This window comes from Pedobacter sp. PF22-3 (assembly GCF_026239555.1).
Classification (GTDB): domain Bacteria; phylum Bacteroidota; class Bacteroidia; order Sphingobacteriales; family Sphingobacteriaceae; genus Pedobacter.
Window position 1 is genome coordinate 118189 of the sequence record NZ_JAPIVP010000014.1, and the last position, 23801, is coordinate 141989.

18 protein-coding genes are annotated in these 23801 nt (G+C 39.8%); 9 read left to right on the forward strand and 9 right to left on the reverse strand.

Features of this window, described 5'->3' with window-relative positions; genetic code table 11:
* Positions 1-78 precede the first annotated feature (78 nt).
* The 3 genes from OQX63_RS17400 to OQX63_RS17410 are packed head-to-tail and all read left to right on the forward strand — an operon-like array spanning position 79 to position 1593.
* On the forward strand, positions 79-582 hold the full coding sequence (locus OQX63_RS17400) for an RNA polymerase sigma factor (RefSeq protein WP_265852092.1): 504 nt from the start codon (positions 79-81) through the stop codon (positions 580-582).
* The gene (locus OQX63_RS17405) at positions 582-1184 is read left to right on the forward strand and encodes a hypothetical protein (RefSeq protein WP_265852093.1); all 603 of its coding nucleotides are present in this window, start codon (positions 582-584) and stop codon (positions 1182-1184) included. Before OQX63_RS17400 ends, OQX63_RS17405 begins: the two co-directional genes overlap by 1 nt.
* 22 nt (positions 1185-1206) lie before the next feature.
* The gene (locus OQX63_RS17410) at positions 1207-1593 is read left to right on the forward strand and encodes a hypothetical protein (RefSeq protein WP_265852094.1); all 387 of its coding nucleotides are present in this window, start codon (positions 1207-1209) and stop codon (positions 1591-1593) included.
* 827 nt (positions 1594-2420) lie between these two features.
* Here OQX63_RS17410 and galB read toward each other — a convergent pair.
* On the reverse strand, positions 2421-4841 hold the full coding sequence (gene galB, locus OQX63_RS17415; protein WP_265852095.1) for a beta-galactosidase GalB: 2421 nt from the start codon (positions 4839-4841) through the stop codon (positions 2421-2423).
* 341 nt (positions 4842-5182) lie between these two features.
* Between galB and OQX63_RS17420 the strand changes: the two genes are divergently transcribed.
* Together OQX63_RS17420 and OQX63_RS17425 are read left to right on the forward strand one after the other, a co-directional pair.
* Positions 5183-5977, forward strand: coding sequence for an AraC family transcriptional regulator (locus OQX63_RS17420; protein WP_265852096.1), 795 nt, complete (start codon positions 5183-5185; stop codon positions 5975-5977).
* A gap of 59 nt (positions 5978-6036) precedes the next feature.
* Positions 6037-7143, forward strand: coding sequence for a serine hydrolase domain-containing protein (locus OQX63_RS17425; protein WP_265852097.1), 1107 nt, complete (start codon positions 6037-6039; stop codon positions 7141-7143).
* Positions 7144-7547: 404 nt separating this feature from the next.
* Here the strand turns inward: OQX63_RS17425 and OQX63_RS17430 are convergent, their stop codons facing one another.
* From OQX63_RS17430 to OQX63_RS17465, 8 genes are all read right to left on the reverse strand, one after another.
* Positions 7548-8654, reverse strand: a complete 1107-nt coding sequence (locus tag OQX63_RS17430) for a TlpA disulfide reductase family protein (protein ID WP_265852098.1) — start codon at positions 8652-8654, stop codon at positions 7548-7550.
* Between the two features lie 14 nt (positions 8655-8668).
* Positions 8669-9787 (reverse strand): TlpA disulfide reductase family protein, encoded by a 1119-nt coding sequence (locus OQX63_RS17435; RefSeq protein WP_265852099.1) that lies wholly within the window; start codon positions 9785-9787, stop codon positions 8669-8671.
* Positions 9788-9815: 28 nt separating this feature from the next.
* Positions 9816-10361, reverse strand: a complete 546-nt coding sequence (locus tag OQX63_RS17440; RefSeq protein ID WP_265852100.1) for a TlpA family protein disulfide reductase — start codon at positions 10359-10361, stop codon at positions 9816-9818.
* Positions 10362-10401: 40 nt separating this feature from the next.
* Positions 10402-11412 carry a DUF1735 domain-containing protein gene (locus tag OQX63_RS17445; protein ID WP_265852101.1) on the reverse strand — a complete coding sequence of 337 codons (1011 nt, stop codon included), beginning with the start codon at positions 11410-11412 and terminating at the stop codon, positions 10402-10404.
* A 34-nt stretch (positions 11413-11446) separates the two neighbouring features.
* Complete coding sequence (locus OQX63_RS17450) at positions 11447-12853, reverse strand: RagB/SusD family nutrient uptake outer membrane protein (RefSeq protein ID WP_265852102.1); 1407 nt, start codon at positions 12851-12853, stop codon at positions 11447-11449.
* Positions 12854-12856: 3 nt separating this feature from the next.
* Positions 12857-16927 carry a SusC/RagA family TonB-linked outer membrane protein gene (locus OQX63_RS17455; protein ID WP_265852103.1) on the reverse strand — a complete coding sequence of 1357 codons (4071 nt, stop codon included), beginning with the start codon at positions 16925-16927 and terminating at the stop codon, positions 12857-12859.
* 329 nt (positions 16928-17256) lie between these two features.
* Positions 17257-18450, reverse strand: coding sequence for a FecR family protein (locus tag OQX63_RS17460; RefSeq protein WP_265852104.1), 1194 nt, complete (start codon positions 18448-18450; stop codon positions 17257-17259).
* An 88-nt stretch (positions 18451-18538) separates the two neighbouring features.
* The gene (locus tag OQX63_RS17465; RefSeq protein WP_265852105.1) at positions 18539-19132 is read right to left on the reverse strand and encodes an RNA polymerase sigma-70 factor; all 594 of its coding nucleotides are present in this window, start codon (positions 19130-19132) and stop codon (positions 18539-18541) included.
* A 445-nt stretch (positions 19133-19577) separates the two neighbouring features.
* Between OQX63_RS17465 and OQX63_RS17470 the strand changes: the two genes are divergently transcribed.
* The 4 genes from OQX63_RS17470 (at position 19578) to OQX63_RS17485 (ending at position 23797) form a co-directional block, all read left to right on the forward strand.
* The gene (locus tag OQX63_RS17470; protein WP_265852106.1) at positions 19578-20168 is read left to right on the forward strand and encodes a Crp/Fnr family transcriptional regulator; all 591 of its coding nucleotides are present in this window, start codon (positions 19578-19580) and stop codon (positions 20166-20168) included.
* Between the two features lie 92 nt (positions 20169-20260).
* On the forward strand, positions 20261-20995 hold the full coding sequence (locus tag OQX63_RS17475) for an SDR family oxidoreductase (protein WP_265852107.1): 735 nt from the start codon (positions 20261-20263) through the stop codon (positions 20993-20995).
* Positions 20996-21678: 683 nt separating this feature from the next.
* On the forward strand, positions 21679-22503 hold the full coding sequence (locus OQX63_RS17480; protein WP_265852108.1) for a transporter: 825 nt from the start codon (positions 21679-21681) through the stop codon (positions 22501-22503).
* Positions 22504-22792: 289 nt separating this feature from the next.
* On the forward strand, positions 22793-23797 hold the full coding sequence (locus OQX63_RS17485; RefSeq protein WP_265852109.1) for a helix-turn-helix domain-containing protein: 1005 nt from the start codon (positions 22793-22795) through the stop codon (positions 23795-23797).
* The last annotated feature ends 4 nt before the right edge of the window (positions 23798-23801 follow it).

Here is a 23801-nt window from a genome sequence, read left to right on the forward strand (position 1 = left end):
TTTGGCAATGTATGCACGGTGTGACTAGGTGGTTTTTTAATCAGATGATCGTTTCATTAAAACAGGTTAAAATTTAAAATGCCGGATAAACAGGAAAAAGATTTTAATCAGTTAGTAAAGGATAACCATGCCAGTATCTATAGGATTTGCAGGGCTTATCTCTATGATATTTCTCACGCAAATGATCTTTACCAGGAAATACTATATCAGATCTGGATAAGCATGCACAATTTTTCGGGCAAGGCGAAAGTAAGTACCTGGATCTATCGGGTGGCAGTGAATACGGCTATAAGTTATAATTTAAAGAATAAAAAGCACGACCATCCTTCCCTGCCTGAGGAAGTTCAATTTCCTTATGAGGATACTATGCCCCAAAAAATTGAACAGGAAATTCAGTTGGACCATCTGCGATATTGTATTAGCCAACTTGAATCTGAAAACAAGCTCATCATCTCCTTGGTCCTGGAAAACAAAAGCTATAAAGAAATTGCAGAAATAACGGGAACCAACGTCAACCAGGTAGGCGTAAAAATTAATCGTATTAAAGCACGTTTACTTAAACTCATGCAAATCAGAAGATAATGGAATTCGAAGATATTCAAAAAAGCTGGCAGGCACAGCGCGTCGGGGTTCAGCCTAATCCTAAATTATTTGAGGTTCAAAAGAACAGATGGGCAAGGAATCAACAAAAGCTTTTAAAAAGTAATATCAGGATGAGCCTGGGCTTTATTACTGCGATGGTGGCAATAGGATGGGTATATTTTACCTTCCATGAACAATACGGAATGCCTTTCAAAGTGAGTATAGCTTGTATGTATATGCTGATGCTATTGTTTTCAGTAGTCAGCTGGAGAAGTTATAATTTTAGAAAAGTAGGCCTGGACGATAGCAGTCAAGAATATATACAGCAACAGATTAAAAGGCTAAGCTGGCAAAAGAATATACTCGAAAGATATACATTCATTTATGTTGTGCTACTATGGATGGCATTGATTATGTACATATGGGAGATCACCGAAACTGCAAGCGCAACTTTTAGATTTACAGCTTTTGGTATAACGACGATATATTTATTTGGAATAACACTTTGGAACAAAGTGAAGAAGCAGAAAAATCAATTAGAGGAGCTAAATTTACTTATATCAGGCCTGGAAAATATTAAGGACAGTCTGGACAAGGCATAGATGGTAATAAATTAAACTACATATGAATACAAAATTGATAATGACATTAACAGCTATTCTGTTAGCAATTATAGGGATATTCCTAAGTTTTGCACCTGACCTAGTGATGAGTTCATTAGGTATAAGTAGTTCAGCAATTATAACGCTTATCCTGCAATTATTAGGTGCTGCATACTGCGCTTTTGCATTGTTGAACTGGATGGCGAAAGGCGCATTAATAGGTGGTATTTATAACAAGCCAATTGCAATCGGAAATTTAACCCACTTTCTTATAGCTGGTCTAGCGTTAACGAAAGCTGTATTGCATAACCCACAATTACCTGTTGTTTTATCCATTTTGGCAGGGTGTTTTTTAATATTAGCTTGTGTTTTTGGGATTATTAGCTCACGCCACCCAGTTAAGGCTTAAGGTATATTCGTTTCTTTTTTTCTGTTTTACGACTAAGCACCCGCGTGGGGCGAGCGTTATCACATTCATACAGGAGTTTTTTAATGTGCGAAATTTGCGATGCTGGCCATTATCAGTCTGATGCCAATGATTTCTCAGAGAAACAAAATCAGGAGAAACTTTTTTTTGTTTCTCGTAAAATTGTTTCTCCAATCCGAAACATTTTTTGACAATAGTTTCTCACTCAAAGGTTCTGAATTGACGGTTAAAATAATAGTTGTAAAGGAATTGACACCATTAATCGGATGAGAATTAGTGAACCGCAAACATTTACGATGGGTGTCAATTTCATACACTATGGCTTTTTTAAATATTTTATCCAAATGAAATTAAATCCCCATCTAGCGCAAGTCTTAGAGCCCCGGCCTAAGCAAAGGACTGACTTGTGCTTTCGTTAAATTAATAGCTCTAAGTATTATGCGGCACAAGTCAGACAGCCCACATTCCCCTACCCACTAAGACTTGCGCTAGTGAGGGTTAAATTTCGGTTGGCAAGCATTGTTTTATGTTTTACATGAATACTCTAAGAGCACAAGGTGTTTTTTAAATACATAATTTATAATTTAAATCACTCCAATGAGATAAAATTTACCTAAGCAAACTTAGTAAAGACCCTTAGATTGTCCGTAAAATCTCAAGCAATTTTTTTTAGCTAAATCAGTGATTAAAGCTGAATCAGACAACAAGTGGTTCGAGAAGCGCCCAGGTGGGCCCACTAAAAAAAAAACCGTCAAACGAAGAAATTCGGCGACGGTTTTTTGTTTTTCTGATGCTGATTACCAATTGGTTTATTTAATGGTAATTGGCAACGATGCAGAAGTTAAGCCATCGGCGGTTGCTGTTATGGTTACTGTACCCGGTTTATTTTTAGCGCCAATAATTGCCAGGGCCAAGCCATTGAATGCTTTACGATGATCGGCTTTGAACGATTCATGGCTGGTTTGACTTCCATTATCAACACCTGCCAGGAAGCTATCGGCTCCTGATAATTTGAATTTGACATCATTATCTGCATTCGGCACCATTATGCCATTCTTATCTACAATTTTAACCGTGATAAAAGAAAGGTCATGATCGTTTGAACGTATGATGCTCCTGTCTGCACTTAATTCTATCCTGGCAGGTGGACCTGCAGTTTTAACTTCGGTAGTTAAAACCACCTTGCCATTTTTACGCGATATGGCCTTTAAGGTACCCGGCGCATAGTTTACTTTCCAGGCAATGTGCAGATCGTCGCCCTGTTTTGATTTTGTACCTAATGATTTGCCGTTCAAAAACAGTTCAACCTCATCGGCATTACTATAATAGGCCCAAACATCAACTATTTTACCAGCTTCCCAGTTCCAGTGTGGTAATAAGTGGAGCACTGTTTTATTAGTCCATTCGCCTTGGTACATATAATAAACATCCTTAGGGAAGCCCGCCAGATCTACTATCCCGAAGTATGAACTGCGGGATGGCCATTGGTAAGGCCATGGTTCGCCTATATAATCGAACCCAGTCCAGATGAACTGGCCGGACAGAAAAGCATATTTTTTATATATTTTCCAGGTTTCCTCGTGGGTATGACCCCAGGGTGCCGAAATATTATCATAAGCGTTAACGGTATGATCAGCATTCATGGCCCATCTTACCTTTTTGCCATTAACAACCCCGCCTCCCGGCCATCGTTTAATGGTATCGGGCGAAGTATTGTAAACACCACGGCTTTCCAGCGCCGAAGCAGTTTCGGTACCAATGAATTTTTTACCGGGGTAATCCTTCTGGAAATTGGCCAGTTTATCGTTATGGTAATTGTAGCCTAACAGGTCAACAGCGCCCGATTCAACAATTTTATTGCCAGGGCCGGGTTCGTTATTTCCGGTAGTGATTGGCCTTGTGGTATCCAGTTCGTGGATAATACCGGCAAGCTCGCGGGCTATACGTGTCGCGCTGGTATCTCTTTGCTCGGGTATTTCATTACCAATACTCCATATCATCACCGAAGGGTGGTTCCTGTCGCGCAGTATCTGATCGGTCAGGTCGCGTTTGTGCCATTCATTAAAGAAAAGATGAGAATCGAACTGAGGCCTCTTATGAATCTGCCATACATCAAATGCTTCGTCCATAATAATCAGGCCCATGCGGTCTGCAAGGTCTAAAAACGCTGGTGCAGGTGGGTTGTGCGAGGTGCGTATCGCATTTACGCCCATTTCCTTTAATATTTTAAACTGCCTTTCCAGCGCGTGCACATTAAATGCGGTGCCCAATGCGCCCAGGTCATGGTGTTGGCAAACGCCGTTTATTTTCATGTAAACACCATTCAGGCTAAAGCCCTTATCCACATCAAAATTGAAATAACGGATACCCAACGGCGTTTCATACTGATCAACCACCACATTATTCACCAATATTTTAGTTTGTACTTTATACAGGAACGGTTTGTTAACCGACCATAATACCGGGTTATTAACACCGAAATTTTGGCTTACAGTAGTAACCGTATCCTTTAAGCTAACGCCTTTAAGGGTTTTGCTTGCTACTACTTTACCATTGGCATAAATGCTGCTGATAACAGTAGCAGTTTTAGTATTGCCTTCCGCGTTTTTTATGCTAACGCTCAGGTTAACATCGGCATGGCTGGCGCTTACCTTTGGTGTGGTTACAAAAGTACCCCAGTGGTTAACGGCAATTTTGTTGGTACTGATCAGCCAAACATTGCGGTAAATGCCTGAACCGGAGTACCAGCGTGAATTTGGCTGTAAAGAATTATCAGCCTTTACAGCGATCACATTTTTACCGCCATAATTTAAATATGGCGTAAGTTCATATCTGAAACTGATATAACCATTTGGTCTATAACCTAAATGATGGCCGTTTATCCACACATCGCTTTTTTGATAAACACCGTCAAAAGCAATGTAGATCAATTTGTCTTTATCAGTTTGCGGGACGGTAAAGGTTTTACGGTACCAGCCAATACCGCCTGGTAAAGCGCCTCCTTCCACAGTGGCCGGGTTTTCCTTTTTAAATTCGCCCTCTATGCTCCAGTCATGAGGTAAATTTAATTTTCGCCAGCTGGCATTATTAAAATCAACATTTTGACCGTTAGGTACGTCGCCCAGGTTAAACGTCCAGTTTTGATCAAAATCCAAAACCGACCGGCCACTTTGCGCATGAACAGCAGCTGATAAACTGATCAGGATAAACAAGTAAAATAATTTTTTCATTTTGGTTAGAATAATTATTAAATGTATCTATAACGTTTATTTATAGCAAGTCATTTAGCGTAAATTATGTGTTATATTGGATATTGTGGTCCTTTGATTTTTTAACTGTCAGTAAACGCTAAATGTTGTGTTGCAGATATGGTTTTCCAGGTTGTAAATTAAATGCATTGCCCCTGGTTATATACAAAAAGAGTTACCTTTTTAATTATGTGGGGCAAGGCAATGAAACCAATTAAAAATGCTGGAGATTGAGACAGCGACATACTGATGATCAGTTTTGAACATTCAGTTGTAACATTTTGTCCAAAACAACATCTTATTTAAAGCGAAAAAGCGTGTTTATGCAGGAACTTAATAAAGGCTGTTATTCTGGTAACGTTATTGATCAATATATAGGTGATGGCCTAATTTGTTGCCGTACATCTTATCCTGAACAGCGTTTTAATGGTGTCCGGCACTTTCATGAGAATGCTCACCTAAGTTTGGTGCTGTCAGGTAACTGCACTGAAAAGAAAAGAGAAGCGTATTATCGTCAACCCGGCCACGTCACCTTTTACCATGCTGGAGAAGCCCATCAGGTATTGAATGTTTCCCGTTTTTCGAGGCACATTAATTTGGAGATAGAACCCATGATTTTCGATCATTTCGACCTCAGGGAACAAAACATTAACCTGGCTATTCAAAACAGCCCGGATACAGGTTTCCTGCTTTTGCAGCTACATCGTGAAATGCAGGTAAACGATGATTGCACTGGCTTGTCCATTCAATCCGCTTTTCTACAACTGGTCTGTGGAACGGCAGGTAATATCAATAGAAATGATTTACCGGTATGGGTAAAAAGGACCGGGGAGTATTTACGGGACAATGTGAGCACAAAAATCACGCTATCTGCGTTAGCATTAGCAGCAGGTGCACATCCGGTTACGATATCTAAGTATTTCAAAAAATACTGGGGATGTACACTTGGTCAGTATATCAGGAAGCTAAAAATAGAACACTCACTACCTCTTATCAAATCCGAAAAGCATACACTTGCCGAAGTTGCCTTTACCTGTGGATTTGCCGACCAAAGCCATTTTATTCGTGCATTTAAAGAGTGCACAGGTGTGCTACCTACCTTTTACCAGGAAATTTAAATACGCTAAATCCATTCTATACAAGCCGGGTTCAGGTTGTTAATTTTGATTAAAAACTTATGTTCAACCAAAATTTTTTCAGAGGTATTTCCGTCGTTATTTTTTTAAGTTTTAGTCTTTCGGCTCACGCGCAAACAAAAAAGTTTGCGAAAGCCATTGTACAAGCCCGCAAATTCGTGGACAGTCTGATGACGGACCAGCACATACCTGGTCTATCAGTAGCCGTAGCCATCAAAGGTGATATCATCTGGAAAGAAGCGTTCGGCTATGCAGATCTTGACAATAAAGTAAAAGTGACCATCGATTCGCGTTTCCGTGTAGGAAGCGTGTCCAAATCCATTACCTCAGTTGCCCTTGCCAGGATGAAGGATGAGGGCAAGATCGATTTAGACCAGACCGTCCAACACTATTTGCCTTTGTTCCCACAAAAAAAATATACCATTACCTTAAAACAGCTGGCAGGGCACCTGGGCGGTATCCGTCATTATAAAGAGAATGATTCTACTGATTATATACATAAGGAGCATTATACCGATGTTACTTCAAGTCTGATGGTTTTTAAGAATGACAGCCTGCTGTTTGAGCCAGGCACCCGTTATAACTATTCTTCCTACGGTTTTGTGCTTTTAAGTGCTGCAATGGAAAAGGCATCTGGCAAAAGTTTTGTCGAATTGATGCAGCAGGAACTATTTAACCCACTGAAAATGACTAAAACCGTACCAGACTATCAGGATAGCATAATCAGTGGAAGAACAAGTTATTACCAGTGGAGCAAAAAGAACCAGCAAGTCATACGCTCACCATTTGAAGATGTAAGCTATAAATGGGCTGGCGGCGGCTTCCTTTCTACACCAACTGATATGGTTCTGATGGGATCGGCGTTAATTACCGGGAAATTCATCAAGCCTTCCACGGCCGCACTACTAATGACGAGTCAGAAATTATCAAATGGCAAGGATACCGGGTACGGATTAGGTTTTAGGAGCGGTACTGACAGTAAGGGAAGAAAGATCGTTCATCATGGCGGTGTAGCGTATGGTGGGCGGGCCTTTTTATTGATTTACTCTGATCAGGGTATGGTGATTGCTGTAACCACTAATCTGGGTAATGCACAGTTTGGTGAAAAGACGCTGGAAAAATTGGCAGATCTTTTTATTAAAATTTAGGTACCCGTTGAGCAATTGCGTCACGTGGCATTATCAATAGTCTATTGAATAATCTCTCATGATTCCCTGGGGTCTGAAGAAGCGAACTCAAAAAAACGTAATGTTTACTATAACAGAGGTTAATGCGGCCATGCTATATTCTTATGAGTAGAAGAGTTGTGTTTTGTACCAGCGATGATGAGAGGGCAATATCAGAGATCGGTGAGCTTGCAGAAGATCATGGGCTTTCTGAAAGCGGACTATTCGTGCAAGCGCACGGAAACACCTGGGTAAACTCATCTTTCAAGACCTGGCAAGTTCAGGTAATAAATTTGTGATCACTGATTTTTTCAATGTGATACGTTTTTAGTATTAGAGGCCGTTTCAAAAATTAATGATCCAGCCTCTTTATACTGAGCGCATATTTAATGTATATCTAAGCCGTGGTTCACCTGGTTGTGATCACTTATTAATTCAGTAAGCTTTTTAGTTAACTCTATACCTCTTAAATCTTTCGCAACGATGTTTCCCTTGGGATCAATCAATAAAGAACTTGGAATTGCCAGTATTCCGTAATATGTAGCAAGTTCTCCATTCCAGGCTTTCAGGTCAACAAGCTGCGTCCAGGGCATTTTTAGCGCGGCTAATGCATGCAGCCATTCATCACGACTGTCGTCAAGGGAAATGCTTAAAATGGTAAAATTTTGATCTTTAAAAGCACTATAGTTTTTAATCAGATTGGGGATTTCTTTGCGGCAAGGAGAACACCAGCTTGCCCAAAAATCAATCAGCACATACTTACCTTTATACGTCGTGATATCAATTGGCTTACCCTCATGATCACTCAGGGTAAAATCCTTCACCTTTTCACCGATCGCACTACGCTTAAGTATCACCAGGCGCTCAGCGATGCGCTTTCCTTCTGAGGTTGACTGCATTTTTTTATTTAGCAAGTCGTACATCTTTAGCACGCTTTCGTAAGTGCCTATTCTGCAATGTTCTGTAGCCAGGTTTAAACTGTACGCACTTCCACTATGGGTACTGATATACTGAATGGCCATTTCCATTTTCTTTTTCGCAATGTCTGAATACCTTTTCTGGCGTTCCAACTCCTCAATCTCACTTACCTTTCCATATTGTGAAGCAACCATGTTAGCCTCATCTGTTAGAGAACTCGACATTTGCGCATAGGCAACAGCTTCGTCATTTGTTTTCGAACCACTTACCTGAAGGTTATCTACTGAATCCCTGCTTCCCTTTATAGTCATTTCTCCCGGATCAACGAAAATAGAAATTGCCCTGCCTGGAAAGATCAGGGTGATTTTTTGCGATTCGGTTACTGGTGCGCGCCAGACAAATTTTCCATCAGTAATTTTCAATGAAGTATCTTTTTTGGTAGATCTTTCATAATATTTGATCATTAGTTTCGAATTTCCTATGGCTTTGATGTCACCGCTTAAGCGCAACTGAGCAAACAAATTTGTGGTTAAGCATAAGAGTGCGGCTGTGCTAAGGGTTAAAAAACGTTTCATAAATCCCATCGCGGTTAAAGTAAAGTTGCTAGTTTTTTATTAAGCTCATCGCCACGCAAATCTCTTCCAATGATCTTCCCTGTTGGGTCCAGCAAAAAATTGGCGGGTACGGCATTGATGTGGTAGAGTTGAGCGGCATAACTTGCCCATCCTTTAAGATCAGATACTTGCGTCCAGTTCAGGCCGTCTTTAACGATGGCATCCATCCATTTCGCTTTAGCATTTTCGCCCCCGTCTAAGGATACGCCAAGGACCGTGAAGTTTTTTGACTTATACTTTTCATACGCTTTAACCAGGTTTGGGTTCTCCTTTCTGCAAGGTCCGCACCAGCTTGCCCAAAAATCTACCAACACATATTTACCTTTGAATGAGGATAAACTTACATCCTGATCTTTGGTGTTCTTTAATATAAAATCGGGTGCCATGTTGCCAACGGTTAGCGCTTTCGCTTTTCCAATTTTACTTAAAAAGGATTGTCCGGCAACAGAAGCCTTTAAATCAGCGTTTAAACTGTTGAATAAGACAGTGGCTTTTTCCGGGTATTGGTTCGGATCTATAGTGCTGCGCAGCAAGTTTAAACTCACCAACGAATTGGGGTGTTTCCTGATATAGCTTTCCTGCACCTGCATTCTGCTGTCTGCCAGGCGCTCAAGTAATGCTTGTAATTTTGCTTTCTCCTTATTGTTGTCGGCTAGTTTTTTATAGTCCGCATTCATTTGGGCTTCTGTGTGCTTAATTGACATTAATGAAGAGATAAGCTCCTGCTGGTCCTGATTTAAAGGTGTACCAGAAATTTTTGCCCTGATTAATGAATCAGGCGTATTTATTTCAATAATGCCATTTTCCAGGTAAATTGCGATCTGATCCGGGTTAGGCCTCGACTTTAAATTTTCACCATTCTGCCCCAGCAATACAAAGGCTTTCATTGGCATAGATACGGTGCCTTTAATCATAAACTTACCATCCGGCTGAACGGCAGCAGAGTCATATTTCATACGTCCCTGCTCTTGATATGCCAAATAAGCCGTAGCTGGAAGTTTAATTTTACTTATTGTTGCATTGATGGTGTACTGTTGCTGGGCTAAAGCTGCAAAAGGTACTAATGCTAACAAGGTGATCAATCTTTTTTTCATGTATTTCATTTTTAATAGTATAACTGTTTTAAATTCCCTTAAGCTTTATCAGTTCTTGCTCAAGTTCCGGCTTTGATGGTTTAGTCATGTTCAGGCTTAATATGATACCATTTTTATCCAATAATATATATCTGGGAATGGTATTGATGCCAAAGGCCTTTTCGAATGTTTCATCCCTTACCTTCCATTGGAGGCCACCCATCTGGTTAAGTACCGGGCCTTTCCATCGCCAAACCTGAGTATCTAAAGAGATGCTTAAAAAAGTGATTTCCTTGTCTTTCATTTTTTTTGCAAGTAAAGAGAAATGCGGATATTCGGAGCGGCATGGTGCACACCACGATGCCCATACATCGATGAGTACATATTTACCTTTCAGCTCACTAAGCTTTACATTATTCCCTTGATCTCCGGTTGTATCCTGGAATATAATATCCGGGCATTTATCGCCTACTTTAAGCCTTATGGTATCCGTAACGACATTGAAATAGCTATATTTATCTGATAAAACTGGTTGGGCTGGTATCATTTTACTGAGCAAAGTGATCATCGTTGCCACGGCCCAAAAGCTTGTCATTTTTACCATAATCTTGAATTAGGTTGTGAAATAGAAATCATTAATTATTTTTAAAAAATCGGATATAGGCCCTGCAGGAGTCATTGGCTACGGGCGGAACCCCGTATATTGAATTGGTATACGTGATGATTTTTATTCCGGTCAAGTACCATCCGGATTTCAATGTCGCCCTATTAATAAAGCCTACGCTAATACTGTCTTTGCTTAATAGGGCCCTGGCGGGTATGGTAACGATACCTTTTTTAAGTACCGTATTGGCATCGGGAACATTTGTTGTGGTAACAAATTTCTCTTTAGCGATTGCTGCAGTGATCTCACTTTGTGTGAGGATAGTAGCCTGCACACTAACATCGTTGGCAGGAAATACCTTATTCAGCGTTATTCTTAACTTCATCGAATCACGAAGAACACCAGTATTGTTTACTTGTAAAGCACCACTTGATAACCTGGTGAGACTCACTCCGGTGCCTACGGTGGCACCATATATTTTCGCTTGCAAATCGCCTTTAGTGACCAATACTTTGAAGAAGAAGAGTGAGTATTTTAAATTGGCGCCTTGTTTTGAAGATAAGGTAACAGGTACAAGGTAAATGGTGCTGTCTTTTAACTGACTGCCGTCCTTCAATAACACATACAACGAATCTTTCGCCTCTACATCACCTGGAGCGAATGAGAATTTTCCTTTATGAGAAACCTCGAAAGCACCCCCGGATATTGCTGGATTTTTTTCCTGATACAGTTGATTGTACTGTGCAACCATCAACGGATCGACAACTGCGGTTATCGTATCCACAGAATTCACCGCCTCTTTCAGTCGCACGGGCACGCCAACATAATATGGCGTAAAATTATATTCGTTGCCATTTAACCTAACTACATTGCTGCCTTGTACATAAGAAACCATTCCCCTGTCAAATCGGGATTGTAGCCCATCGGCATCGCTCGTGTTTTTTTTGCAGGCGGCGATCCCTAAAAACAGCAGGATAAACAGCAATGCTCCTTTAAAACTTAACATTGAGCCGGGTATATTATAATATGTTTTGTACGACATGATCTTATTGATTAGATAATAAAATTCACCCACGTTATCTTGGGTTTTGACTGATGTTTGGATTAGCGGCTAATACTGTAGTGCTAAAAGGTACCAGGTAACGCCCTGAGCCTGCGGGTAAGGTTGCGAGCGTGGTGTTGCCGGCATAATTAAGACGACTAAGGTCTCTCTTTAAACTTGTTTCCTTATTTAACCTCTTCAGATCAAATAAACGAAGCCCGCCGTGGTAGAACAATTCACGTCTCCGCTCATCCAATACATAACCTAAAATATTTGTTGCCGTATAGGTGCGCTTTTCTGCCGAAAATGTCGCAGGCGATAATCTGGCTTCTCTAAGTTTACTGATCAGTGCGCCTGCTTCGGAAAATGACCCGTTACGGGCTAAACATTCTGCTTTAATCAACATCACTTCTGGTACACCGATGCTATTGTCAAATACCATGGTGTTACCATTCGCAGAGTTGTAATATGCAGGTTGAAATCTGCTCGGTGAAACGAATTTTTTAGAATACCTTAAATCAGAAGTTGTTAAGGTGTTCGTAAGCGTTGTGCTGGGCAAAACCGTAGCGTTATTAAAAGAATAAAATGCAAGATCCGTAGTGATCCGTCCCAGCAATATTTCCGGATTGCCTACCATGTCTGGTAACTGGGACAGGCTTTTATAGTCGATTGAATTATAATTTAACAAAGTACGTTCCTTCGCTAATGTAGAATCTGCATAGTTTGAGGCCAAAACATAATCTCCTTTATATAAATAAGCCCTTGCCAACAAAGCATAAGCCGACGATTTTCCGGGATGAATCACATCTGTTCCTTTACTGCTTAGATGCGAATTGTTTACCGCCGCTTTCAGGTCAGAAATCACCAGGTCATATACCTGTCCAACGCTTGCCCTAGGTGGCAAGGCATTGCCCTTTGCGGTGAGCACAAGTGGTACACCAGGATCGCTGAAAGCTGTTGTTGGATCGTAAGCGCCACCATAAGCATTTACCAGCTGCAGGTAGTAAAATGCCCTGTTTATAAGGGCTTGTGAAATGACAACGCTTTTATTTTCTGGTGTATTATACCCGTCTGCAGGCGCAGCATTAATCCGGTCCAGAATGATATTCATTTGCAATATTCTCGAATACGTAGAATTGTACATCTCGTCTTGATCAGAAGGGTTCCAAACGGTGTTCTGCCATAAATAGGCCCGCAGATAATAATTGGAGGCCGCTGTAATTTGTACATCCGAATACTGAAGGTCATCACTCATCACATCCAATAGAAAAAAATGGCATTTGCTTAGTGAATCGTTGTTGAGCATCTCCTGAAAATCCTTCACCGTAGTTGGGTTCACATTAGTGGAAGAGGGTGAAATATCAAGAAATTTTTTACAGCCTTGAAATGACCATAAACTATAGGCAGCAAAGACAAAAAATAGTGCGCGTTTATACATCATATTTTAAAAATTTACACTTATGTTACATGAATAGATTTTTGCCAGTGGACTTCCAATTCTCCCGTCCTGGCTCACCGTTGCGGGATCTATATTATATTTATTCTTTGCCCAATAGGCAAGGTTTTGTACCTGAAAGGTCATTACAAAATAACTTAACCCATATTTTTTCAGATAGCTGTTTGGTAAGCTAAAGCCTACCATTACCTCTTGCAATCGAATATTATCTGCGGGCAATATGCTGTTGCTTGAATAGCGGGTAACAAAGTCTCTGTACGGGCTAACATCAGCGATTTTTGGTACATCAGTCCAGTTCTCATCGCCTGGAACCCGCCATCTGTCGGCAATCAGACTGCTGTTTTCCCGATCGTATCCAGGATACGGCCTGTAATAACGCATTACATACCCTAAATTAAAGGTAAGTGCTACACGCGCAAAAAATTGTTTTACCCTGATCTCCTGGATAAATCCACCGGTAAAAGGTGCCTTGGTTACACCCTGGTTGATTAAGGCCGAAGCAACCGTAGTACTGTCCAGCTTAGCGGTGACATTTCCATTCTTATCATACATCTGAGGATCTCCGGATGAATTAAGTCCTGCCCATTTTGGCGCCCATATATTACTGATATCATAACCTTCCCTTGCTACTGTTGTGTAGCTATTTGTTGCGGTAAAGCGTGTTACAGGTACATTTTTCGCGATGTTCTTGTTGTGTGCACCATTTAAGGTAATGGTGTAATTAAAATTATTGGATTTGATCAGATTTGCACTCATGAAAAGCTCTATTCCCTTATTGGTAATGCTGCTGTAGCTAACCTGGGAAGAAAGTCCTGTACTTGGATCTGTTAATACAAACAGGTTATTATTTACACCGCCGGAATTTTGATTATAATACCGTACATCCACATTGTATCTACTGTCAATCAACCCAATTTTGCCATGAACTTCAAACATCTTATTGGCCGCAGGTAAAAGGCCAAAGTTGCTGTTTGTGGCCTGGCTAAAAGATCCGCCTGTTGCAATATTGGTTGATGTCATCAGCGAAAATCCCTGATACGGGCTGATGTCCTGTAGGATTGCGTTAACTTCAAGATCGGTTATCGTGTTAGATTTAAAGTAACTTTCCCTAACCATGTTATAGTAAAAGCTACCATTGTATTGTGCTTTTCCTTCTGGTGATTTTCCATAGTTAAAGTGAAGATTAAGCAGCTTCTTTCTCAGAAACATATCTATTCCACCACTCAGGAAATTTAATTCTTTAGTCGCATTGCTTTTCGCATTGTACGTGTTGTTTGTTTCCAGGTTTCCGGTGTTGGTTTGCGTATTGTAAGCCCCGTTTACAACAACAGTACTATCGGCAAAAGCAAGCGATAGTTTTTGATAGAGCAACTTAGAGCTTTGGCCTTGCTGCTGGGTGGGTGTGGCTCCATCTACCCAAATGGTATAGTTTTTAAAATAGGGCTGCAAATACCTGCTATTACTATATTGGGTAGGCAAATCCGGCATTTTAATGTTGGTGGTTCCAACAGATAATAAAACATCCTTCAAAATGCTGTTCCAGTTTTTAATCACTCGTCCTGTCACATCGCCACTATAAGAAGTTTGCGTGGAGTACGTCGCTGCCTGTCCGTAAAGTGGGTTTAATACGTTGATATAGGTTCCCACCGCTTTTATTCTATCCGAAAATCCATATATAAGGGATGCATTCCCATTGAGGTTACGGTTTCTGGTGGTGTCGCCTGACAGGCGATGTGTCAAAATACCCGGGTAAGCACTAGAGGTGGCACCTGCAAACAAAGAATAAAAGTTCGTTATAGCGGCATCAGTTGAAGGAAATGTTGGTAAATAAACAGGTGTACTGGTTTTTGTTGATGAATTATAACCATATAATGCAGCATTGGCGGGACTACTGCTAAGGGTACTTGCAGCACCCACACCTAAGGTAGCGCTAATGTTATGTTTACCAATTACCCGCGAGTAGGTGAGGGCGGATCTTAAGTTTAGTTCTTCAGAAACGCGGTTGCTCTCCTGCAGTATGTCACCGTATGGAAGATAAAAGTTAACACCCTTACTGCTTAACTGTCCATATTTATCTACCAGTTGTCTTGAATAGCTTGATTCTGCACCGTAAAGCGTCTGGTTATTTGTATTTCTACCGGTATACAAAAAAGAGGTAACCCATGACAGGCCAGGTAGCAACTGCCAATTCATATTTAAGTTGGAACGTTTGATCGTTTCCTTAGACAAATTTTTATTGACTCTGGCGTCTTGAAGCAAATTTACGCCATAATTCTTATAACCAAGTCCTACAATCTTATTGTTTGCATCTTCAGAAAGTAACGTATAATCATAAGCATAATTTCCCTGGTCATCCAAAAGCATCTGATAAGGGTCTAATCCCAGGTTTGCTGGAGAAAAAGAATTCCCGGCAGTATTTTTTGCATCTGAAAAATTAACAAGCCACCGGATATGAAGTTTATCTTTTAAAAGACTAAAATTATTGTTCAGGTTGAAAGTATACTCGTTTTTCTTACTTCCCAGGCCATTGTCATGTCCGGTGATGTAATTACCTATAGCCGTAAACTTATATGCTTTTGTACCCCCGCTAACGGTTAGGGTATGGTTTTGATTAAAGGAACTTTGCTGAAGCATGTTAACCTGGTCTTCGTTATCAAGCCTCCCCAAAGAATCCCATCGCGATTGAAACTGCGTCTCGGTAATCTGTTTTAATTTTCTTTTACTAAGCAGCTGCCTTGCAGGAGATAATCCAAATGGCGTACCATCATTATTTAAAAGTAAAGCCGGATCTTTAAGGTATTCTAAATAAGTAGCTGTATTGGCCAGGTTTAATTTTTGCCTGTTATATTTGGGTGCCGGCGAGTAATATAAATTAGTTGAATAATTGATCTGCAATTGTCCGGCCCTTGCCATTTTTGACTTGATCAGGATAGCCCCCCCGGCAGCTCTTGAGCCCCATTTAATTAATTCTTTGGGATCCTTAATGACTTCAATAGACTCTACGTTAGTCATCGGGTAATTGGCCGGAAATCCATCTTGCGGAAAACCATCAATTACCACGAGCATATTAGAGGCATTGCTTGCAAAATTGCTTGCCCCTCTGATCTCGGGGACTAAAGTATTCGTTACGGTTGTGATTGTATTGATATGGTAAATAAGGCTGATCTCGGCAGGAACATTCGTTCCCTTCAATAGCAGGTCAATAATCTGCTGTCCTTTTATTTTGCCGTAAGCGGCCAGGAAATCTTCGACAGAATAGCGTGTGAATCGCCTGGATTCCTGCCCACCTACCGTATGGGAATAGGCGTCAATACTGGTTACTGTTTTAGTACTTGTGTTTACAATTTGCAAACTCAATCCAGGAATAGTACCCTGCAGTACCTGTGCAAGGTTCATATAACTCCGGTTCTCCATGTTAATAAATCTTGTAGGATTAGCTTTTGCCTCATTCAGCCGGTGGATTTGTACTTCCGACAAATCAATACTTTCCAAATCACCTTTCTTTAAATTAATTTCTATTAATGTAGTATCAGAATAGCTGATACTCTGTTTGGCAAAACCGGGAGCTGATACTACAAGAGTGCCGGAAGCGCCAGCCAGGATCCTAAACTCACCCCTGGCATTCGAAAGCGTTTTAAAACCAAGATTGAGCTCTTTGATCATTACATCTTTTAAAGGCAGTTGATTTTCGTCCATTACGATGCCTTTGAGACGTAGTGCCGGCTTTTTTCCGGGATCTGCTTTGGAGGCTATATTTTCCGTTTTTTTCTGTTTCACCAATATGGTCTGGGCTATAATGGTGTAGGTTAGCGGTAAACCTTTAAAAGCCTGGCCGAGTGCCTCCTCAACAGAACCGTTATTTATATCAACGGTTACTTTGGATATACTCTTGATATCCTGGCTGTCGTATAGAAAGGTGAATTTAGATTGTAACTCAATTGATTTAAAGATGGTTTGAACTTCTACATTTTTTTCATGAATGGTAATTTGACTATAACTTTTGGTATTGACCAATAAGAATAATATAGTACTGAAGAATGCTGTTAAACTAATCCGCATAGTAGATCTGCTTTTTAGTTAACAGGTTATTAGTAGACGTTATGGGGAAATTGCAAAGCAAACTTGTTTTTTTAATTAGCAGCAATACCTGCTGCAAAGGCTTATATAAACCATTTAAATACATACTTTTGTAAGGTTTGGGTTAAACGTTGATATTCAATTGCTAATTTTTTTGATGGTTAACCTTAATCATGATTGAGCCGGGGAGTGCGTCAACACTTTCCGGTTTTATATTAACCGACTTAGATGCTAGATGCGGTGTAGCTCTTTCTTCATTTTGTGTGGTTTAGGTGAGTAGTTAGGTTGGTTGGTTAATTGTTGTTCTATTCTTAGTTTTTTACAATAATTGTTCGTCCTTCAATGCTGAAATGCACATTAAAAAAAGCAAGCATTTGTAAAAATTCGGAAGCATTGACATTACGTTTGATTTTTCCGGAAAATTTCCTTTCTGGTATTTTTCCCTGGTATACAACATCCACATCATACCATCTGGATGCCTGGCGCATGATCGTTTCTAAACTGACGTCGTTAACCTGAAACAGACCATTTTTCCAGGCTACAGCCTGTTCCAGATCTGCTTTTTTTACCAGGATTGGCCCGGATGATTTATTGATAGCTAGTTGGCCCGGTTTAAGAAGTGCCGTAAATCCGGTGTTCAGTTGAAGGATCTTAACAGCCCCCTCCAGTAATGTTGTTTTAATGTCCGGTTCATCATCATAACTGTTGATGTTGAAATGGGTGCCCAATACTTCAACGAGTTGGTTGCCAGATTGAATTATAAAAGGTTTTGCTTTATTTTTAGCTATTTCAAAATAAACTTCTCCGTTAATTTTTACTTTTCGTTCCTTACCGGTGAATGTGGCAGGAAAACTGATAGAAGAAGCTGAATTTAACCACACTTTACTACCATCAGACAAAATAACATGATATTGACCGCCCCTTGGCGTTTTAATATTATTAATATTTGACCTTGTGCCCGATGCTGTATTTGAACCAACGGCAGCATGGTAGCTGATTTCACCATCCTTAGGCTTATTCACTTCCATGTTATCTTCACTGGCTAATTTCCCATTATGCACATCATCCAGATTTATGGTAGAGCCATCGCTAAGGGTCAGGGTAGCTTTGTTGCTACCTGGCCTAAAATCCGCTTTTACGTTTTGTGTATCAGCGGTGTGCCTGTGTGTAAAGAGATAACCGCTAATGGTCATCAAAATCAATAGAGAGGCAGCAACTGAATATTTAAACCATCTAGTTTTGAAATAGATTTTGTTCACGGCTTTTTTCCGCTCTGCACCATCGATGCCAGACAAAATGTTCTGCAAAATTTTGTCTCGCTGATCTTCAATAAACGGACTTTGCTGTGGCTTATAACTTATATAAAGATCTTCTATTAATGCGCTTAAATCTTTATCAGAATCAGTTTCACTGATTAAAAGCATTAGCTCATTCCGTTCTTCGGCAGTATCCGTTCTATCAAAATATTTTTGAAATAAATCAGCGATACGGTTTTTTTGCGTCATAATCTTCAGTAAAGCATTTTTTAATTAATGCTATTTTAATACTAAAGACACATGCTCTTAAAAAAAGGGGTAACAGAAATTATTTTTTTTAAAAAAATAATGGAGTAACTAATATTGATATAATAACTATATCGCTTTGAGAAGATACCTCGCTTTTAATGAAACGCAAGGCCAACTTAATATGCTTTTTAACTGTTTCCGGAGATAAGTTTAAGATTTTAGCGATCTCTTCGTGTTTTAATCTTTGTTCCCGGCTCAGTTTGTAAACTTTCTTTTGCTGGGGAGGTAATTTTTCTACTGCTGCATCTAAAATTTGGCGGTATTGTTCACTTACACTAGAATCATCAGGTAAATCATCCTCATCCCACTGCTTTGACCATTCCAATTGCCTAACTTTGTTATTAGCCTCTTTTCGTAAATGATTTAAAGCCTGATTTCTGGAAAGAATAAACAAGTAGTAACAGAAATTATCTAATTCGGGAAGCGTTTCTCTTTTAAGCCACACTTTTATAAAAACATCCTGAACGATCTCTTCCGTAACTTCGATTGAGTCAGTAAGTTTATAAATATACTCTCCAAGTTGTTTATAATAAGCATCAAAAAGCTCGGTAAATGCACGCTGATTTCCTTTCGCAACTAATGCGAGTAAATTAGCTTCATTTTTTACAGGTTTCAGAGCCATTTTTTTGAATAATTTTTAAAGTTATGTAAAATTTTGGCTATATTCTGTAATGGTCTAACGATTGGAGCGTGATAGACAGTCTTTGCATCTAAGAAAATTATAGATTTAATAAAATAGCTTACAAAAACTGGCAGATAACAATGGACAATTATAAAATAAGTGGGTATCCAAAAATAAACCTTGATCTTTAGCGAAATTAGTTAACATTAGTATATAAGATAAGATAAATCCGATGTCTTGTGTTCCTGAATTTCTCTAATTTAAAGCTAATCGCTAAAATTAAGTAACATGCCTGATGTTTTTGTTGAAATGCAACTGTCCAATCTCCTATATTGTTGATGCTTTCTGCACCGGCCATATAAAACTTGTAACGATTGCTTATTTTCACATTACTTAATTTAAATTTTGCTGAAATTAGTTTTTTTAAGCCAGAACGTTAATTACAATGGAGCGAACAACGACTCAAGAGGATGCCTTGATAGCATACCTTTCTTCCTTTCACCCGCTGACTGAGGAAGATAGCAAAGCAATTGTCTCGGTTTTTTATCCTAAGCGCCTGGAAGAAGGTGACTTTCTTTTCAAAGGCAACAAGGTTTGCAAAGAATTATTTTTCATCGTTTCGGGGATTGTCAGGATCATCTCCACGAATCATAAAGGAGATGAAGTAACATACTTCTTCATAGGAGCGGGCCAGATATGTACCATATTAGACAGTTTCCTTTATGAAACCATAACCGATAATGCCATCCAGGTTAGCAATAATGCTGAGGTACTGGTCATCAACGTGAATAACTTTAAAACCTTGTGTAAAAAACTGCCATTTTTTACCAGGATAATTGACCAGATCAATCAAAACAGGCTGCTCGAAAAAGTCAGGTTAAAAAATGCCTATTCAGGTCTGAATGCTACAGAAAGATATAAGCAATTCTTAAAGCTACAGGCAGACATTGCTTATCAGGTTCCTTTGAATCATATCGCAACTTACCTGAATGTCACACCACAGTCGCTTAGCAGGATAAGGAAAGCTATCCTATAAATTTAAAACTTCGTTGATTTAGCGCTTTTTACCATTTGGTAAGTGTTTTCGAAATCTACTTTTGGAATTTTGACCATTCAAATCATTGTAATATGTCAGACCAAAAGAAATCATTAACAGGAAAAAGAGTCGTCCTTTTAGGCGCAAGTTCGGGAATTGGCCTTGAAACCGCACGCATGGTGGCAGCTGAAGGCGCACAGGTTGTTATTGTATCCAGTAAACTCTCAAAAATTGAAAATGCACTGAAATCACTCCCTTCTGATGCGGAAGGCTTTGCGGTCGATCTTTCTGTTGAGCAGAACATCAGAGACTTTTTTAAGCAGATCGGTTCGCTTGATCATCTGGTGTTTTCTGCCGGAGAAAATCTAACTTTAAATAACATTGAATCAACAGATATTACCCAGGCCCGTGATTTTTTTACTATTCGTTTTTGGGCGGCTGTTGCCGCCGTTAAATACAGCGCCCCGCTAATCAGGCCTGGGGGATCGATATCTCTAACCAGCGGTACCGCCAGTACAAGGCCTGGTTCAGGCTGGTCAATTGCATCTGCTATATGTGGGGCTATGGAAGGGTTTGTCCGTGCCATGGCAGTAGAACTTTCTCCTATTAGGGTTAACTGCGTAATGCCGGGAGTCATCAAAACCCCACTATGGGATAGTTTGCCGGAAGCCGACCGTGAAGCACTCTATGCGCATACTGCCGACAGCCTGTTGGTGAAAAGGGTTGGAGAGTGTGCAGATGTCGCAAGCGGATTTCTTTACCTGATCAATCAAAGCTATGCTACCGGACAAACATTGGCAATTGATGGAGGAGCGCTTTTAGTCTGATAGTGTATAATTGTTCCTAAACCACAAAAAGTAATGAGCCCAGAATGCTGGATGGCTCATAATCTTTTGGTTCCTGGTTCAAGCCCATTTGGGTCCATTAACGAAATCGCCGTTCTGAATAACCTGAAGGTTTTTTTTGTGATTTTTAAGACTGTTTTAAGGCCTTTTAAATGGATTAGCCAACCCATCTCCGTTAGGTCTACAATAATTTCAATTAATTTAGAACAAAACACTTAAGGAATACTAAAGGAATTGAAAGAAAAAATTAATATAACCAATATTTTATGATTACAATTTTTTACCAGTTTGCAGAAATTGGTTAAATACTATGTTGTTTTCCAATAGCTTTTTAAGTCTGCTGTTTTGATCTAAGCTACCCCCTGCAGACTGATCCTAAAGCTTAAATTACCTATGAATCTGAGTTCGATTGATATTTATGCATTTTGATTAGTTTTAACTTTCTTTCTCTAAAGCTATCGTCACGACTTTGAGTTAAAAAAATTAGCAGTACACCTTTCAAACAGATATTAATAATCGAACTCAGGTTATGAATAAGATTTTCGCAAACTTTTTTAAAGAGTCGCGGGGGTAGAAAAAGATAAACTCCTCACGAAAGATAGATTTCAGCTTATCGGTTAAACAATGCAGCAAAAAATAATGTTCTGCTTTTAAACACCAGCTATATGAAGAAATTTTTAATACTATCTGCAATTTTTCCGGCTTTGTTTTCCACTTTGCAGGCACAGGAGACAGAAGTTTATCATCTCTTCCATCCAGTGCCGAAAGAAAAGCTTCGGGAAATGGAAACTGACCGGCCCAATATAACCGAATCTCCGATTACGACAGATGCAGGCCACCTTCAGGTAGAGACTGATCTGTTCCGTTTGGAAAAAACGAATGGGGAGGGCCTGCTTAAAACAACAAGGCTTTTTAACCAAGCCAACCTCAAACTGGGAATAAGTGGATCTACTGCCATACAGCTGGTAGTGCAAAGCTACGTTTCGCAAAAAGAATTCACTGATGGATCATCAGAGAGGAGTAATGGATTTGGTGATTTGACTCTGCGCATAAAGCAAAACCTGTTAGGGAATGATAAAGGGGATTTTGCCGTTGCGCTATTGCCCTACCTAAAATTTCCCACCGCATCTGCCCTTCAGGATGATAGGTATGAAGGTGGTGTAATTGTTCCGATGTCTTTGAAATTGGGGGGCGAATGGAAGCTGGGTATGCAGGTAGAATTCGACAGGTTACAGAATGAGGATGGTGAAGGTCATTATACCCAGCTGCTTGAATCATTGACGGCCAGCCATCCGCTGTTTAAAAAACTCGATGCGGTAGCTGAAACTTATTATACCTATGATATCCAGGCACATCAGTGGAACAATTTTCTAAATGCCGCCCTGCAGCTGGAGGTGGCTAAAGATATTAAAATAGATGGAGGGCTGAATTATGGCATTCAGCATGAAGCGATGAGAAGTTATTTTCTGGGACTTTCTTTTAGATTATAATTATAAAACAATTTAATATTTTACAGGTTAGATAAGCAGGGACACGTTCAAAGCACACCGCTTTTCAATGTCCCGCTCTGCTGGCGTATCAAATACGCCAGCATTTTTTTTGTTATTTGCGTAATCTGCAGCCATTTTAGTTGACAAAAATCAAGTCTTTCCCCGTAAAATCGTTCAAAATGCGCAGGCTGGGTGCATTAACAAAACTGAACAATCAAAGTCACCAAAAAAATATTTAGAAAAGGGTAACTTTGCCGAACGTTCGACTATCCTTGATGATTAATAAATAATGCTCTTAAAGCTAACCAGTATCTTTAATAAATTAATTTTGCTCTCAGCCTGCCTGGGAATTTATGTTGTCTTTTATAAATTTCAATGGACCATAAATGAAATAAGCCTTACTGAGCGTCTATGGAACCCCGCATGGATGTTATTTGGTCCACTGCTCCATCTTGCTTTACGATCTCTATCCGGTGCCCGAATAACGGGTAAAGATGGCTTACATCTAGTACCGGCAGCGATTATCACAGTTATCTATGCATATGTATGGTTTGCCGAAATCTTTCATTATACATGGGCCGGTAGCGCATTTGCATTTTACCAAAGTTCCTATTTGGTGATCTCAATATCATTAATAACATACAGCTGTCTGACGCTCAATAGACTGTATTCGGCACAGAATACACCTGCTACCGACCTGCTGGTGATGTGTGCTGCTATATATATCATCATTGCCACACTAATGATCCTGATGTATCTATGCTGGAACGTATTTAAAATTGACATGGGGATTGACTACCGTTTCTTTAGTTATTTTCTTCTGTTGAGCATGTGTTTCCTGGGTTTTCGATACCTGTTGAGTATACCAAAAGCGCTTCCGGCGAAGCTGGAAGATGCCGTAACACCTATGTATGCTAATTCGCAACTGAGTACTGAGATGGCAGAGCGCTACAAAAAAATGATCACCGACTGCTTTGAAAACACAAATATCTATCTCAAATCGGATTTGTCATTAGAACTCCTTTCTAAAACATTGGACATTCCAAAACACATCCTTTCTCAAATATTTACGGTGCACATGAAGCTCACATTTTATAAGTTCGTAGCTCAGTACAGGATCAATTATGCTATTGAACAAATGAAATCCAGCAACGGCATGCTTACCATTGAATCTTTAGCTTATGAATGTGGTTTCAACTCAAAAACGTCTTTCAATAAATATTTTAAGCAAATTACCAATTTAACACCACAAGAATATCAACGAACTCACTTAGATCCTCAGCGTACTCCTTAACACC

What these genes read in the sequence shown, in the direction of transcription:
- OQX63_RS17400 (WP_265852092.1), top strand. Translation starts at nt 79, where the DNA reads ATGCCGGATAAACAGGAAAAAGATTTTAATCAGTTAGTAAAGGATAAC.
- OQX63_RS17405 (WP_265852093.1), top strand. Translation starts at nt 582, where the DNA reads ATGGAATTCGAAGATATTCAAAAAAGCTGGCAGGCACAGCGCGTCGGG.
- OQX63_RS17410 (WP_265852094.1), top strand. Translation starts at nt 1,207, where the DNA reads ATGAATACAAAATTGATAATGACATTAACAGCTATTCTGTTAGCAATT.
- galB (WP_265852095.1), bottom strand. Translation starts at nt 4,841, where the DNA reads ATGAAAAAATTATTTTACTTGTTTATCCTGATCAGTTTATCAGCTGCT.
- OQX63_RS17420 (WP_265852096.1), top strand. Translation starts at nt 5,183, where the DNA reads ATGCAGGAACTTAATAAAGGCTGTTATTCTGGTAACGTTATTGATCAA.
- OQX63_RS17425 (WP_265852097.1), top strand. Translation starts at nt 6,037, where the DNA reads ATGTTCAACCAAAATTTTTTCAGAGGTATTTCCGTCGTTATTTTTTTA.
- OQX63_RS17430 (WP_265852098.1), bottom strand. Translation starts at nt 8,654, where the DNA reads ATGAAACGTTTTTTAACCCTTAGCACAGCCGCACTCTTATGCTTAACC.
- OQX63_RS17435 (WP_265852099.1), bottom strand. Translation starts at nt 9,787, where the DNA reads ATGAAAAAAAGATTGATCACCTTGTTAGCATTAGTACCTTTTGCAGCT.
- OQX63_RS17440 (WP_265852100.1), bottom strand. Translation starts at nt 10,361, where the DNA reads ATGACAAGCTTTTGGGCCGTGGCAACGATGATCACTTTGCTCAGTAAA.
- OQX63_RS17445 (WP_265852101.1), bottom strand. Translation starts at nt 11,412, where the DNA reads ATGTCGTACAAAACATATTATAATATACCCGGCTCAATGTTAAGTTTT.
- OQX63_RS17450 (WP_265852102.1), bottom strand. Translation starts at nt 12,853, where the DNA reads ATGATGTATAAACGCGCACTATTTTTTGTCTTTGCTGCCTATAGTTTA.
- OQX63_RS17455 (WP_265852103.1), bottom strand. Translation starts at nt 16,927, where the DNA reads ATGCGGATTAGTTTAACAGCATTCTTCAGTACTATATTATTCTTATTG.
- OQX63_RS17460 (WP_265852104.1), bottom strand. Translation starts at nt 18,450, where the DNA reads ATGACGCAAAAAAACCGTATCGCTGATTTATTTCAAAAATATTTTGAT.
- OQX63_RS17465 (WP_265852105.1), bottom strand. Translation starts at nt 19,132, where the DNA reads ATGGCTCTGAAACCTGTAAAAAATGAAGCTAATTTACTCGCATTAGTT.
- OQX63_RS17470 (WP_265852106.1), top strand. Translation starts at nt 19,578, where the DNA reads ATGGAGCGAACAACGACTCAAGAGGATGCCTTGATAGCATACCTTTCT.
- OQX63_RS17475 (WP_265852107.1), top strand. Translation starts at nt 20,261, where the DNA reads ATGTCAGACCAAAAGAAATCATTAACAGGAAAAAGAGTCGTCCTTTTA.
- OQX63_RS17480 (WP_265852108.1), top strand. Translation starts at nt 21,679, where the DNA reads ATGAAGAAATTTTTAATACTATCTGCAATTTTTCCGGCTTTGTTTTCC.
- OQX63_RS17485 (WP_265852109.1), top strand. Translation starts at nt 22,793, where the DNA reads ATGCTCTTAAAGCTAACCAGTATCTTTAATAAATTAATTTTGCTCTCA.